This window comes from Bacillus sp. PS108 (genome assembly GCF_037963335.1).
Lineage (GTDB): Bacteria > Bacillota > Bacilli > Bacillales > Bacillaceae > Bacillus > Bacillus subtilis.
Genome location: NZ_CP150155.1, coordinates 2009841 through 2023507 on the forward strand (window position 1 = coordinate 2009841; position 13667 = coordinate 2023507).

A 13667-nucleotide genomic window follows, 5' to 3' on the forward strand; every position below is an offset into this window, starting at 1 on the left:
TTTGCTCTCCTAATCTCTTAAATTTCTTCCCGTCAGCTCTAAAAATACCGTTTCTAACGATGCCTCTTTTTTGTTCATGTTTAGGATGCTGCAACCTTGGGCACTCAATTCTAATATGATTTCACTCAGGTGATCTTGGTTCTTTTGAACGGTAACATTTAGTTGATGGTCAGAGAAATCAACTCCTGTCACTCCTATGATTTCTCTAATCGAGTTTTTATTTAATCGCTGAACATGCGCCAGTTGAAAAGCGTATGTTATTTCTTTATTGACTTCTCTGTACAGCTCTTCTTTTGTTCCATTGGCAATAATTCTTCCTTCATTCATGATCATAATACGATCTGAAATCGCCTCGACTTCTTCCATATAATGTGTAGAGTAAATGATGCTTGCGCCTTTTGTTTTCAGCTCTTTTATTGATTCCAAAATGTGATGCCGGGATTGCGGATCAATTCCTACCGTGGGCTCATCCATGATAATCAGTTTCGGCTGATGGGCAATGGCGCACGCAATGTTTAATCTTCTTTTCATCCCGCCTGAAAACGTCTTTGGCTTGTCATCTTTCCGTTCATATAGCTGTACGAGCTCCAAAGCCTCTTTGACTCGGGCTTTCAGTTCTTCTCCTTTAAGAGAATAAAGACTGGCAAAAAAACGAACATTTTTCTCAGCTGAAATCTCCTCATAAATCGCGATATCTTGAGGCACAATCCCGATGCCTTTCTTCATTTCCTTTGACCCTTTTTTCACACTATGGCCCAATATCGAAACGTTTCCGGAACTGGCCGACAATACTCCTGATAAAATATGAATGGTTGTGCTTTTTCCTGCACCATTTGGACCTAGTAAGCCAAGCACTTCCCCCTCTCTCACTTCGAACGAAATCCCATCTACTGCCGTTTTGTTTTTGTTTTTATACTGCATTTTCAAGTTTTCTACTATTGCTACGTTGTTCATAGTTGGTTCTCCTTTTTACTTTCTCCGTTTTGCAAATTCCTGCAATAAATTTGTTTTCAAATTGTCTCGATTTTGTTCAATGTCAAAATCAGCAGCGTCTTCTTCAAAACCATCCTGTTCTTCTCCATCAAAACTGTACAGTTTCTTCAATAAAATCCACAATGTTTCCAGCTCTTCCGTCGAAAAGCCTTTAAATAGATCAGCCATAAAATACACCGCTTTTTCACCGCATTCCTCCATGACACGCTTTCCTGAATCAGTAATCTTCACATTAACTGCACGCTTGTCACGTTTACTTGGTACAGTGATGACATAACCTCTTTTTTCAATACCGCTGACAAGTCTGTTGATGTTTTGTTTTGAAGTGCCTAATTTTTTTGCAATGTTGTTGAATGTCGTTTCCTCTTCCGGTAAATGCAGTATGGCAACCATCGTCATAAATTGCCTCGACGTTAAGCTTTCATAATAATCGTCTCCGCGTGATTGGATTTTGTTTAAAGTGGAAAAAAATGTAGCGTAAGACTGTTGCATTAAAAATAAATCTTTCAGTTCCTTAGAATAATCCACGATGTTCCCTCCTTGAATGGACAACTTATTGTCTATACATCTTAACATTTCTCATTACATTGTCAATATGTTGTCTATTTTCCTTTAGACTCCCTCGATAATTTATAGAATAGTTATATACTGATCGATTCAGAAAGAGGTAATGTTGATGGCTCGTCATCGAGAATTCAATCAAGAATAAAGCATTGGAGACCGTTATGAATTTGTTTTGAGAGAACATTCGGGCGAGCTAAGACGTGAAATTAACGTGGAACAAACGGCTCAGACTTATATTCTGTTTCTTATCGGCTGACTGTTATGGTGAAATCCCGTCCAGATCAATCATTTTTGCGTCATTCCGTATCGGAAATCCTTACATTGCTGAACAAATGATAAAAAGCGCCCCGGAAAATGGGCGCTTTCTAATTAAGATGCATATTGAGGAGATGTTTCCTCCTTAACTGCTTTTTCCTCAGGTATATGAATACATTTTGTCAAGACCGCACTTGCAAGGTAAAGGGCCGCAAAGCTCCAGACGACACCTTGCGCGCCGACGAGACCGATGAACAGCCAAGCGAGTGCAGGGCCGACAAACGCTGATAAACCTGCAGCTAAATTCAATACAGACATGGCTGCCCCTTTATCTTTTCCTGCCACCGTCGGCACAATTGCACCAATCGGCACATAGCCTGCCAGCAAACCGCCCCAAATAAAGCCGATCACGCTGACAACCGCTACACTTCCGCCGGAGAAAACAGGTGCGTAGTATAATAAAACGGTGAAAATGCCGCAGCCGACTCCGCCGAACCAAATAACAGTATTTTTCCAGCCGAATTTATCGCCGACAATACCAAAGATAAGGTTAAACACAATGTTCCCCAGGAAAATCGTTCCCCAAATTTGCAGCCACACATTGGTTGAAATTCCATGCTGGGCCATGTGCATCGGCAAAAAGACTGGAAAACCATATGTACCAATACTGTTGATGATTCTGATGATTCCGCCTGTAAGCACGCGCGGATTTGTAAATAAAATCGTAACCCCTTTTAAAAGCTCCTCGGCTGTTTCTGATCTTTTTCTTTTCTTCTTTTCAAAACGGTCTTTATTGATAAACAATGCAAAGAATGCACCGAGACATACCCAGAAAATAGAGCTCCAAAGCGTATTCAAATAACCGAACGCTTTGATCGCGTAGCTTGAGTACCAAGCGCCGAACACAAACATGCCGAGGCAATATGCAATCCAAAACCAGCCGACAGCAGTGCTCAGTTTGCTTTGCGGTGTTCTGTAAATGACCCATGTCAAGAAAGAGTAAGCAAAAAGCGGGTAACCTAACCCTTTTACGAAGTAAGTCACATACATCACTGGCAGGTTCAGCTGTTCAAATCCAAATACGATAAAAGCAGCTGTACCGATCACATAAAACAACAGCCCCATAAACATCGTCCGTTTTGCGCCAAATGCTTCGAGACATACACCCGAAAACCAGGAAGCTATGGCAAGCGCAATTCCGTATATACTAAAAATGGAAGCGGACTGCTGAACGGTGAGCCCGTTTTCGATCAAAAAAGGACTGAGCCAGCCTTGTTCAAGGCCATCTCCCATCATAAACAAAACAACCCCTAAAAATCCCCAGGCAAGCCGCTTCGGTATTCCTATTTTATCCAACATATCTGTCTCCTCCTTAGATGCTAATATTCATTACCGTATTACCTTATTAAAGTTGAAAATTAAATGATTCCTCAAAACAGCAGAAATGCCGCCTTAAATTAATACTTTGCTTTCTGATCCTGAAAAAAAGCGCTGTGTTTGCTTCCATTCCTCATATAAAGCCAATTCTGTCTGACAGTCCTTCGGTTCGATCACCCGGACATTTGCTGATATCTCCTCCGTTAATTGAAAGGTTTCATTGCAAATGACTGCAGCACCGACGACAGATGCCTGATGATATCCCTCTTGGACATAGACCTTTTTTTGAAGAAGATCCGCGATATATTGAGTGAGCGCTTTGCTTTGGAATCCCCCTCCGCACACCCAAACATAGTCACGTTCAAACGGAGTAACCTCTGTTAAAATGTCAAAGTTCCATTTGATTGAAAATGCGATCTCTTCTAGCGCTGCACGTACAAAATGTGCCCTCTTTAAATGTGCTGACAGCGGGGCATCAAAAAGAAAACCGCCTCTCGTTAACGCATTCTTTTCAGCCGATAAATAAGAGCCGAGAGCCGCTACACATGCATGGTCTTCTTTTGCAAGTGCAGAAATCTCCTCCTCCATTACTTCGTACGTTTCATTCGGATAAAAAATCTGTTTTAATTTTTGATAATTCAAGCCGGTAATTCCCGGATTCGTTTCCACAAGCCAATGCCCTTGATCCGTATGACAGTTCAGCCAGGCTTTATGTTTTGTGTCGCCATGATCCGCAGTAATTTTGGTTATTGGCGTTGTTGTCCCTGATACAATGACAATGTCCTCAAGTCCAGCTCCGGTGCTTTTGACAGCTAGCTGTGTATCCCCGCCCCCTGCTATAACCTTAGCATTTATTGAAAGGCCTAATTCGGATGCATATTCATTTGCTATCGTTCCAATTGCTGTTCCCGCTCTTACAAGAGGCGGAAGGATAGATGGAGAAAAGCCGAATATGTCGCACATCTCTTCTGACCAAGTGTTTTGCTTCACATCAAACAGCAGGGTTTCTGTTGCCTGTGATGGTTCATATGTTAATATTCCGCTCAGTTGGTACGTCACCCAATCACTGATGCTAGTAAAGCTTGCAGTCTTTTCCCATAAAGAGGGCTGGCGCTGTTTTAATCCATAAAGCTTGAGCGCGGAAAAAAGTGCGGTTGGCAGGCGGCCTGTGCGGCTGTATATCTCTTCCCGATCGGGAATGCTCGCCTCCCACTCTCGGCCGCGATTATCGATGTTCGGCAGCCCGAGAAAAGGATTGCCGTTTTGATCAATCAAAACAATCCCCTGTCTTTGGCTCGTCGATGTCAAACCAATGATGTCAATATCACACGAACGGGATAGCGCACGTTTTGCCAAATTCATCACCTGCTTCCACAGCACCTGAGGAGAAAAATAACGGCTGTCCGGGTAAAGCGTCTCTGTGGAATACACGATGTCCTCCCGTTCAACTGTTAGAACACTGCCAGTTACACTCACGACCGCTACCCTCGCATTGCCTGTGCCAATATCAAAAACAAGATAGCCTTTTTGTTTTTTCATTCTGTTAGCCTCCTTTCTTATACCCCTGTTTTCAGTTCGTCCTTGTTATACATTGTCGGAATATTAAGAGTTTTTTCACCCTTCCACTTTTTGAGGGCTTTATTCAGTATCGTCACGTGATGATCCTCCACTTCAAATGTTGCTCCAGCGAGATGCGGTGTTGCCAGAACATTAGGCAATGAAATCAATTCATAATCTGATTCCTCTGGAGGTTCATGATAAAAAACGTCTAATATCGCACCTCTGATTTTATGTTCTTTTAATACAGATAAAAGATCTTCACGGTTTACAACAACTGCTCTTGAAGTATTGACGAAAATCGCACTCTGTTTCATCAGATCAAAATACTTCCGATCAATAAGTCCAAGTGTTTCCTCAGTACGAGGCAGATGGACAGAAACGATATCACTGTCTGAAAACACCGTTTTAAGAGATACTTTTTCATACAACGGATGATCGTCTTCAATGTATGGATCGTAATACTTTATTTTACAGTCAAACGCAGTCAGCAGTTTTGCAATCCTTTGCCCGACTGCGCCGAACCCAATCATGCCAACCGTTTTTCCTGATAATTCATTCCCTTTAAATTTGACATAAGCCTGCAGGTAATCACTGTCCCACTTTCCATCCTTCAGCCATTGATTCGAGACGCTGGTATGGCGGAGAAAGGTAATCACATTTCCAATAAACATTTCAGCAACGGCTTGTGCATTCCGCCCAGGTGTATAAAAAACAGGTATGCCTCTTTTTGAAGCAGCTGCCACATCCACATTGGAGGGCATTCCCCTGCAAACACCGACAAATGAAAGGTCGGGAACAGAAGCAAATACGCTGTCTGTTACCTGATCAAGTTCAGTAATCAAGCCTGTCGCATTTGTTGCTTTTAGCAGCTGAATGAGTTCATCTTCCCGATATGCCCGGCCTTGTTCCTTCCAAGATTGATAAGCAACTGAGCCAAACAAGTTTTCTAGCTTTTTTCGTCCTTCTTCGTTGTACGGTGCTGTAACCAAAACCGTCATGGTGCAAAACATCCTTTTCATCGTATTTTTCATAAAAAAAATCTCTTTCCGAAGATGGAAAGAGATTCATATATAGGCGCGCTCTGTTACAGGCAGACGCCGGTATAAACCTTGCTTTCCTATCTTTCAAGCTGACGCTTGCTGGAATTGGCACAATAATGTTGCCGAGGTTTCATAGGGCCAGTCCCTCCACCTCTCTGGATAGAAAATGTTGAGTATGTAATTTTCAGAATAAAGAATACGTTTATCATAAAGAAGTCTCAGATTGATGTCAATCTCTTTTTTCAGAATTGACGTTATGATCCGAAATGTTATAATTCTTACAAAATATCTAACTAGAGAGAGGAACTGGGCCATGAAATCTTTTGCCACACAACAAAACGGCATTTTCAAATCCGTTTGCTCGCTGGACTGCCCGGATCAGTGCGGATTGTTAATACATAAAAAAGACGGGAAGATCGTAAAAGTGCAAGGAGACCCTGATCATCCTGTCACAGCCGGAAACATATGCAACAAAGTCCGGAATATGACGGAGCGCATATATGATGAAAAGCGGCTGACTACACCGCTCAAACGAACAGGTGCGAAAGGCCAAGCGATATTTGAACCGATTTCTTGGGAAGAGGCAATCGATACGATCACCTCCCGCTGGAAACAGCTGATTGATGAAGAGGGAGCTGAAAGCATACTTCCTTACAGCTTTTACGGAAACATGGGGAAATTGACAGCTGAAGGAATGGACCGCCGCTTTTTTTACCGCATGGGGTCAAGCCAGCTTGAACGGACGATTTGTAGCAAAGCGGGATCTGAAGGCTATAAATATACAATGGGCATAAGCGCGGGAATCGATCCTGAGGAAACCATTCATACAAAACTATTTATTTTTTGGGGAATCAATGCGGTCAGTACAAACATGCACCAAATTACGATCGCCCAAAAAGCGCGAAAACAAGGTGCCAAAATTGTCGTGATCGATGTGCATAAAAATCAAACAGGACGTCTCGCAGATTGGTTTATTCCAATAAAGCCGGGAACCGACAGTGCACTTGCTCTTGGCATCATGCACATTTTATTTAAAGAAAACCTTCATGATGAAGCATTTTTGTCCGAGTACACGGTTGGCTATGAAGAGCTCCGTGAACACGTTAAACAATATGATCCTGAAAAGGTATCGACGATCACCGGTGTCAGTACCGAAGATATTTACCGACTGGCAAAAATGTACGGGGAAACCTCCCCTTCTTTTATCAGAATCGGAAACGGACCCCAGCATCACGATAACGGCGGAATGATTGTCAGGACGATTGCCTGTCTTCCGGCGATCACCGGCCAATGGCTGCACACAGGGGGCGGCGCAATTAAGCATAACAGTGGAATTTTAGAATATAACACAAATGCCTTGCAGCGGCCCGACTTATTGAAAGGGCGCACCCCGAGGTCATTTAATATGAATCAGCTTGGCAAGGTGCTTTTGGAAACAGACCCGCCGATTCGCTCTCTATTTATTTATGGAACGAACCCTGCCGTCGTCGCGCCCGAAGCAAACAAAGTCAGACAGGGTTTGCTGCGGGAAGACTTGTTTACTGTGGTTCATGATTTGTTTTTAACGGAAACGGCTGCATATGCGGACATTGTACTGCCTGCAACATCCGCTTTTGAAAATACTGATTTTTACACCTCCTACTGGCACCATTACATTCAGCTTCAGCAGCCGGTGATTGAGAGATATGGGGAAAGCAAGTCTAACACTGAGGTTTTCCGATTACTGGCTGAAGCAATGGGATTCACAGATCAGGAGCTTAAAGATTCAGATGAAGAATTAATCCGCCAGGCGCTTGACCATCCAGATAATCCGCATTTGGCAGAGATTGATTACGATGCACTTGCTAAGCATTCATTTATGAAAGCGAAACGCGAAAAGCCGCTGTTTCCGGGCGAACTTCCAACGCCAAGCGGAAAAATAGAATTATATTCAGAAAAAATGAAACAAGACGGCTTCCCTGCTTTACCGACATATACACCTCTTGTAACCGATAATGAACATCCGTTTATGTATGTTCCGGGGCCAAACCATAATTTCTTAAACTCAACATTTTCCAATAATGAAAAACACATCAAGCTTGAAAAGACGCCAAAGCTCTTTATCAACACAAAAGATGCTGAAGAACACGGAATCGTTGATGGGGCACCTGTACGAATTTGGAACAGCCGGGGAGAATGCCAGCTGACCGCTGCAGTTGGAGAACAAGTGCTGCCAGGTGTCGTTGTCAGCCAAGGATTATGGGCGGATGAACAAGGAAAAAAACAGCTTGTAAACGCGCTAACCCCAGACCGATTGTCCGATATGGGCGGCGGTGCCACCTTTTTTTCAGGCCGTGTACAGATTGAAAAGGTTTGAAAAATAATGAAACCCGGAGTATGCCAAGCCCGTATAACATAACATTGACATAATGGAGGCATACACATGGACGTTTTTTTAGGAATTGGTATTGCTTTGGCAGGATATTTTATCGGTGAAGGCTTAAAGCAGATGAACCATACAAAAGGTAGTGAACAAAATGATATCTTGCTTATAAAAGAACGGGATATTTACTTTTACATCGGACTTTTTTTAGGAATAACAACGACTGAAGCAAAACAGTTAGCTGGAGACATGGCAGACCTGCCTTACATTGAAATAAACGGAAAAAAATATGTCCAGAAACATATGTTAAAAGATTGGACATTCACATTAGTTGAAAAACATCAGGGTGAATAAATAAATCTGAGGAGAGCCAGATTCATTGTCACGCTCTCCTCTGTTTAGCTGTATGGATTGACCGCCACCAAAACTTTGTTCTATAAGCGCTGATAAAACGATAAACCACCATCTATGTTCTTTCCTCAAACAGCTCGAGATGCCCGTTCCACAACAATAGTTTGTATATTCCATTGATGACGTGATGATCTTGATGAACGTATGTATCGTAAAACACTTAGAAAACCTATTCGGTTCGAATGTGTGCTCTCATTATGTCCCCATACTGCGCCTTTATCCGCGGAGGATTTTTTTAAAAAATATGAAACCTAAAGCTTTTAGATTCACGCAGCAATGTTAGTGCAATACCCTTTATTTTTATTGACCTCCATATATCTCCGATTGGTAAAACTACGTTAGCCTGATTTGCTTGCTTTATACGCCGGAAGCTGTTCGTTTATAAAGGATCAGAGAATCCCATAACCAGTAAATCACTGCAGCCGCAATACTTAACATATAATAAAAGTACGATTGCAATGTCCATGCTATTGACGCAGGTTCATTGATAACAAAAAACAGGAAAGCTGCGATAAAAGCAACCACACTGTAAATCAATAGGTACATGACATTGAATGTTCTCGCTTTTTTCTGCAACTTCATTTGGAGCGGAACAGCAAAAAGGCCATACACCACAAAACCGTATAATAAAGCAATTGCTGCCGTAAACAATGCAATTATCATATCGCCATACATAACGAAAGAATAAAACCCTAAAAACAAACCAAATGTAAGGCTGGATAGCCCTAATGTCATTAAATAATATGATGCGATTTTTTTCATTTTTTCACCCCCCTTGTTTGATTTATTCACAGTGCTGTTAGTATAAATTCACAACCTTTGTATTTCTTTTATCGAGATGTCTTCCCCAACGGGCTATACGCAATGCGCTAATAAAAGGTTTCAAAAATGACGTTCTTTTATTAGATAATACGCTGGCATGAAAACGCCTCTCCTGATTGGCGAAAGCGCGAATGAAAAAAGTGAATGAATACCTGATCAACAGACAAAATAAGAAGAGTTGATATTCAACACTTTTCGTAAAGGAGTGAAACCAATGAGTAAAAAGGGAATTCAAAATTCAAGTATTGAACAAATGAGAAATGACCATGAGACTGAAACAGCTTTTAAAGCAGATGATCCTAAAAAACATGGTTCTGATCCTAAAAGAACGAAATAAGTTCTTACCCCACTAAAATATCAATAATCTGGAGGAAGTAAAGTGACTCAAAAAAACGGTGCAGACAGACCTGATGATTATAAAAGATTTTCTTCATTAGACAAGGAATATGATTTTCAGCAATCTATAAGCAGCAATACTGAGACAGAAAGTGTAAACACTGAAACACAAACTCATAACAAAGAAAACAAAAATGACACAACAGATGTTGCCGGGAAATACTTTGAGCCCTCAGATTATAAAGGAAGCACGCAATTAGAAAAAGGATTGGCTGAAACTCATGAACAGGTCAGCGATGACTATTTTGAAGGGACAATCGATCAAAATTTGGACTAGCCATACAAACGGAACTAACTTAAAAGAAGTCAGTTAACTCTGTTTTTAGAAACAACCACAGTAAAAGTAGCCAACCCCCACCGAATAAGATGGGGGTTGCACGTAAGTAGCCTGTTTAATATTTAAAACGATTAATGACGGTTTGAAGTTCTTCTGCCAACTGAGATAGAGATTCTGCGGCATAGGAGATTTCCCCCATTGAATGAAGCTGTTCCTGTGATGAATTTGCAACCGCTTCTGTATTTGCAGACGTTTCTTTTGTTCCAGCGGCCAATGTATGAACTGTGTGCTGAATCACTTCAACGCCTGATGTAAGCTGTTGAGTTGCCGCTGCGACTTCTTGTATTTGAGAAGTGACCTGTTCCACGAGGTTCAGTATTTCATTGAAATTTCCTGTTGCCTCTTGAGAAAGAACAATACCTGAGCTCACATTTTCTTGAACAACCTTAATATTATTTACCGTTTCTATCGATTCATTTTGGATGGTCGCTACCACCGATTGGATGTGGTTTGCAGATTTATTTGTTTCATCCGCCAACTTCCGAACTTCTTCTGCCACCACAGCAAATCCTTTTCCTTGCTCTCCGGCTCTGGCCGCCTCGATCGCTGCATTTAGTGCCAACAAATTTGTCTGCTCTGAAATCGTCGTGATAAGCGAAGAGATATCGCTGATTTCTGCTGTGCTCGCTACCAATGTCTGCAATCCATTGCCGGCTGAATCTACAGATTTATCTATGAATTTCATCTGATCTAACATCTTGTTGACGGACTTAGAGCCTATTTCAGCCTTGTCTCTCATCGAAGAAGAAAGATCCGCTATGTTCCCTGTATTTGAAGCAACTGATGATATACTGTCTAATAATTCAGTGATGGATTCTGCGCTCTTTTCTGTCATTGAGCTTTGCTTCACATTGCTGTCGGCAGCCATCTGCATGGCTCGGGAAATATGTTCAGATGTTGATTTCGATTCTTCCGCGCTTGCCGATAATTCTTCGGAGGAAGCGGCGACTTGTTCAGATGAGCTGCTGATCTGCTTCACAATTTGAGTTAATGAATGAGTAAAAGAATTAAACGATTGGGCAAGCTGACCAAATTCATCTTTATTTTTCACAATGACTTTTTTGGTTAAATCAGCGTCGCCATGAGCAATTTCCTCTAGCTGCTTATTTATGCTTCTTAGTGGCACCATAATGGACTTTAACAGCATTATGCTTAGAACAATGCCTAATATTACTGATATCCCTGTGACAATGATAATGAGCGATTGACTCATTTTCCCATTGCCCTGTATTTCATCCTTTAGATCCTCTACCTCTTGATCCAGGCGATCAGACAGCTTATTGACAGCCGGATCTACGACTTCTTTTCTTAATGTTCTTTCTTCTCCAAAATGGATGGTTTCTGCTTTTTTAGGATTTGAAGAGTAGGCTGTTACTACCTGCTGATTCAAAGCTCTATACTGAGTAAAACTTGTCTTAATGTCTTCAATATTGGATTGATACTTCTCTTCATCAATCAAGTCATTAACCCGGTCAAGGCTCTTTAAGACATCGTCTGCTTTTTCCTTCATACCCTCGTCGTATTCTTTGTCTCCGGTAATCAAGAAGCCTCTTTCATCATTTGATAACCCGGTCAATTCATATTGGATGTGTTTTATCTCTTTTTGGAATTCCATTTTGTCTTTAAGTTCTTCATTCTTTTTCACAGTAGAAGAAATCATAAATACTGAGGAGCCTCCAATTCCAATAATTGAAACAACTAATATTGATATAATCCCCAGCAATTTTGTTTTCACTTTCATGTGTCGTTTTCCCTTTCCGCACAATGTAATGGCTGAAATAAAATATGTTCAAGCGCGTTTGAATCCAATTCGCTTACGCTCATGTCCATAATATCGACACGTGTTATCAAGTTTTATAGTGCTATTTTCATATGAATAAGCTAATTCTTTACGTCTCTGAACTTACAGAAAAACCTTAAGTAAAATTTGCAGTCTTTTGCGGTATGTAAGTCACTCTTATTCGTTTTTCTAAAAAAGGCTTTTCCCACCTCAAATTGGCTGAACCGGCTGTTTTCTCGAAAATATAATACAATACGCAGCATAATATGAAGGAGCGAAACTTAAATGGGGATCATCAATGGTAAAGAATTCATTGACCGATTGAATAAACTAGAAAACGAAATATGGTATGATGGCGAAAAAATAAAGGGTAACATTTCTGAGCATCCTGCATTTAAAGGAATAATCAAAACAAAAAGCTCACTTTATGAATTGCAAACAAAGGATGAGTTAATACATGAAATGACTTATTGCCTTCCTGGAGATCATAATCGAATCGGCCTTTCCTATCTCCAGCCTAAAACCAAAAATGATTTGAAAAAAAGAAGGACCATGATTGAACATTGGGCTAGACATACTCATGGAATGATGGGGAGAAGTCCGGATTACATGAATACGGTTATGATGAGCTTTGCTTCGTCAGCGGAGCTTCTAAAAGATAAAGAGAATTGCTTTCCTGAACATATACTAGATATGTATGAACAAGCTGCTAAGCATGACCTTTCCTTTACCCATACATTCATTACTCCGCAAGTGAACCGGTCACAGTCCTATTTTGGGCTAAGTGAAAAACCGATATCTGCTAAAGTCATTGATAGAACCGAAAAAGGTTTAATGATTCATGGCGCACGACTGCTTGCAACACAAGGCGGGTTGACCGATGAAATCTTGGTTTTTTCAGCGCCTAAATTTTTCTTTGAAACAGATGAAGCTTATGCTTTTTCAATCCCTTCTAATACAAAAGGCGTAAAATTCATCACAAGAGAATCATTTGTATTAAGCGACTCTTCCTTTAATCATCCCTTAAGCTCAAGGTATGAAGAAATGGATTCAATTGTGGTTTTTGATCATGTGTTAGTGCCGTGGAATCGTGTGTTTTTTTACGATAATGTGGAAGCAGCTAAAGATTTTATGACAAAAAGCTCTTTTCATGCCTTTACCTTTCACCAGGTTGTCATTAGGCAAATGATAAAAATTGAATTTCTATTAGGTGTTGCACAGCTTCTTGTCGACACCATTAATGTTTCCGAATATCAGCACATCCAAGAAAAGCTCTCAGAAATCATTGTGGGATTGGAAACAATCAAAGCCCTCATTGACAAATCGGAAAATGATGCTCAGTTAGATGAATTCGGCTATATGCGCCCCTGTTTAATTCCTCTTCAAGTCATCAGTACGATCATTCCTAAGCTATATCCTCGATTTACTGAAATCATACAATTAATTGGAGCTAGCGGAATGGTGACACTGCCTACCGAAAATGCATTTGACTCAGAGATACGGGAAGATCTTGACCAATATCTTCAAGCAACCAATACAAATGCTGAAGAACGTGTGAAAATTTTCCGTTTGGCATGGGATTTAACAATGAGTTCATTCGGAACTAGACAAACTCACTACGAAAGATATTTTTTCGGAGATCCTATTCGGATTTCAAGCAGGCTGTATACCAGTTATCCAAAGCAGGAGCAGTTGAACATGATTAAAACATTTTTACATGCAGATACAGAACATTGAAAAAACAGCGGGAAAAGATCCGCTGTTTCGTAT

Annotated in this window: 12 protein-coding genes, 1 pseudogene and 1 riboswitch; of the genes and pseudogenes, 5 read left to right on the forward strand and 8 right to left on the reverse strand. The window is 40.9% G+C overall.

The window, feature by feature from the left end:
* Nucleotides 1-9: 9 nt before the first annotated feature.
* The 5 genes from NSQ16_RS10015 to NSQ16_RS10035 all read right to left on the reverse strand — a co-directional run bounded on the left by NSQ16_RS10015 (nucleotide 10) and on the right by NSQ16_RS10035 (nucleotide 5780).
* Nucleotides 10-954, reverse strand: coding sequence for an ABC transporter ATP-binding protein (locus NSQ16_RS10015; RefSeq protein WP_230488182.1), 945 nt, complete (start codon nucleotides 952-954; stop codon nucleotides 10-12).
* Between the two features lie 15 nt (nucleotides 955-969).
* Nucleotides 970-1521: a MarR family transcriptional regulator gene (locus NSQ16_RS10020; RefSeq protein ID WP_024571762.1), complete on the reverse strand. Its 552-nt coding sequence runs from the start codon at nucleotides 1519-1521 to the stop codon at nucleotides 970-972.
* Between the two features lie 405 nt (nucleotides 1522-1926).
* Complete coding sequence (locus tag NSQ16_RS10025; RefSeq protein WP_080529386.1) at nucleotides 1927-3171, reverse strand: MFS transporter; 1245 nt, start codon at nucleotides 3169-3171, stop codon at nucleotides 1927-1929.
* A 93-nt stretch (nucleotides 3172-3264) separates the two neighbouring features.
* Complete coding sequence (locus NSQ16_RS10030; RefSeq protein WP_230488183.1) at nucleotides 3265-4728, reverse strand: FGGY-family carbohydrate kinase; 1464 nt, start codon at nucleotides 4726-4728, stop codon at nucleotides 3265-3267.
* 17 nt (nucleotides 4729-4745) lie between these two features.
* Entirely contained in the window at nucleotides 4746-5780 is a 1035-nt protein-coding gene (locus NSQ16_RS10035; RefSeq protein WP_230488184.1) for a 2-hydroxyacid dehydrogenase, read from the reverse strand.
* A gap of 83 nt (nucleotides 5781-5863) precedes the next feature.
* A riboswitch (SAM riboswitch) is annotated at nucleotides 5864-5955 on the reverse strand.
* A gap of 147 nt (nucleotides 5956-6102) precedes the next feature.
* Between NSQ16_RS10035 and NSQ16_RS10040 the strand changes: the two genes are divergently transcribed.
* Nucleotides 6103-8145, forward strand: a complete 2043-nt coding sequence (locus NSQ16_RS10040; RefSeq protein ID WP_230488185.1) for a molybdopterin oxidoreductase family protein — start codon at nucleotides 6103-6105, stop codon at nucleotides 8143-8145.
* Nucleotides 8146-8211: 66 nt separating this feature from the next.
* Nucleotides 8212-8505 (forward strand): hypothetical protein, encoded by a 294-nt coding sequence (locus NSQ16_RS10045; protein WP_015251960.1) that lies wholly within the window; start codon nucleotides 8212-8214, stop codon nucleotides 8503-8505.
* Nucleotides 8506-8919: 414 nt separating this feature from the next.
* Here the strand turns inward: NSQ16_RS10045 and NSQ16_RS10050 are convergent, their stop codons facing one another.
* Entirely contained in the window at nucleotides 8920-9324 is a 405-nt protein-coding gene (locus NSQ16_RS10050; protein ID WP_015714052.1) for a UPF0715 family protein, read from the reverse strand.
* A gap of 88 nt (nucleotides 9325-9412) precedes the next feature.
* Nucleotides 9413-9530, reverse strand: a pseudogene (locus NSQ16_RS10055) (hypothetical protein); the annotation flags it as partial.
* 68 nt (nucleotides 9531-9598) lie between these two features.
* Here NSQ16_RS10055 and NSQ16_RS10060 point away from each other — a divergent pair.
* Both NSQ16_RS10060 and NSQ16_RS10065 read left to right on the forward strand, forming a co-directional pair.
* Complete coding sequence (locus NSQ16_RS10060) at nucleotides 9599-9721, forward strand: hypothetical protein (RefSeq protein ID WP_014477000.1); 123 nt, start codon at nucleotides 9599-9601, stop codon at nucleotides 9719-9721.
* A gap of 42 nt (nucleotides 9722-9763) precedes the next feature.
* Nucleotides 9764-10057 (forward strand): YozQ family protein, encoded by a 294-nt coding sequence (locus tag NSQ16_RS10065; RefSeq protein WP_014477001.1) that lies wholly within the window; start codon nucleotides 9764-9766, stop codon nucleotides 10055-10057.
* A 115-nt stretch (nucleotides 10058-10172) separates the two neighbouring features.
* Here NSQ16_RS10065 and NSQ16_RS10070 read toward each other — a convergent pair whose 3' ends face one another.
* The gene (locus tag NSQ16_RS10070) at nucleotides 10173-11858 is read right to left on the reverse strand and encodes a methyl-accepting chemotaxis protein (RefSeq protein ID WP_230488186.1); all 1686 of its coding nucleotides are present in this window, start codon (nucleotides 11856-11858) and stop codon (nucleotides 10173-10175) included.
* 324 nt (nucleotides 11859-12182) lie between these two features.
* On the opposite strand from NSQ16_RS10070, the gene hpaB reads away from it, so the two are divergent.
* The gene (gene hpaB, locus NSQ16_RS10075) at nucleotides 12183-13634 is read left to right on the forward strand and encodes a 4-hydroxyphenylacetate 3-monooxygenase, oxygenase component (protein ID WP_003231423.1); all 1452 of its coding nucleotides are present in this window, start codon (nucleotides 12183-12185) and stop codon (nucleotides 13632-13634) included.
* The last annotated feature ends 33 nt before the right edge of the window (nucleotides 13635-13667 follow it).

Bases quoted from the DNA above. Each gene is read 5' to 3' on its own strand.
- NSQ16_RS10015 (WP_230488182.1), bottom strand. From the start codon at position 954: ATGAACAACGTAGCAATAGTAGAAAACTTGAAAATGCAGTATAAAAAC.
- NSQ16_RS10025 (WP_080529386.1), bottom strand. From the start codon at position 3,171: ATGTTGGATAAAATAGGAATACCGAAGCGGCTTGCCTGGGGATTTTTA.
- NSQ16_RS10030 (WP_230488183.1), bottom strand. From the start codon at position 4,728: ATGAAAAAACAAAAAGGCTATCTTGTTTTTGATATTGGCACAGGCAAT.
- NSQ16_RS10035 (WP_230488184.1), bottom strand. From the start codon at position 5,780: ATGAAAAATACGATGAAAAGGATGTTTTGCACCATGACGGTTTTGGTT.
- NSQ16_RS10040 (WP_230488185.1), top strand. From the start codon at position 6,103: ATGAAATCTTTTGCCACACAACAAAACGGCATTTTCAAATCCGTTTGC.
- NSQ16_RS10045 (WP_015251960.1), top strand. From the start codon at position 8,212: ATGGACGTTTTTTTAGGAATTGGTATTGCTTTGGCAGGATATTTTATC.
- NSQ16_RS10050 (WP_015714052.1), bottom strand. From the start codon at position 9,324: ATGAAAAAAATCGCATCATATTATTTAATGACATTAGGGCTATCCAGC.
- NSQ16_RS10060 (WP_014477000.1), top strand. From the start codon at position 9,599: ATGAGTAAAAAGGGAATTCAAAATTCAAGTATTGAACAAATGAGAAAT.
- NSQ16_RS10070 (WP_230488186.1), bottom strand. From the start codon at position 11,858: ATGAAAGTGAAAACAAAATTGCTGGGGATTATATCAATATTAGTTGTT.
- hpaB (WP_003231423.1), top strand. From the start codon at position 12,183: ATGGGGATCATCAATGGTAAAGAATTCATTGACCGATTGAATAAACTA.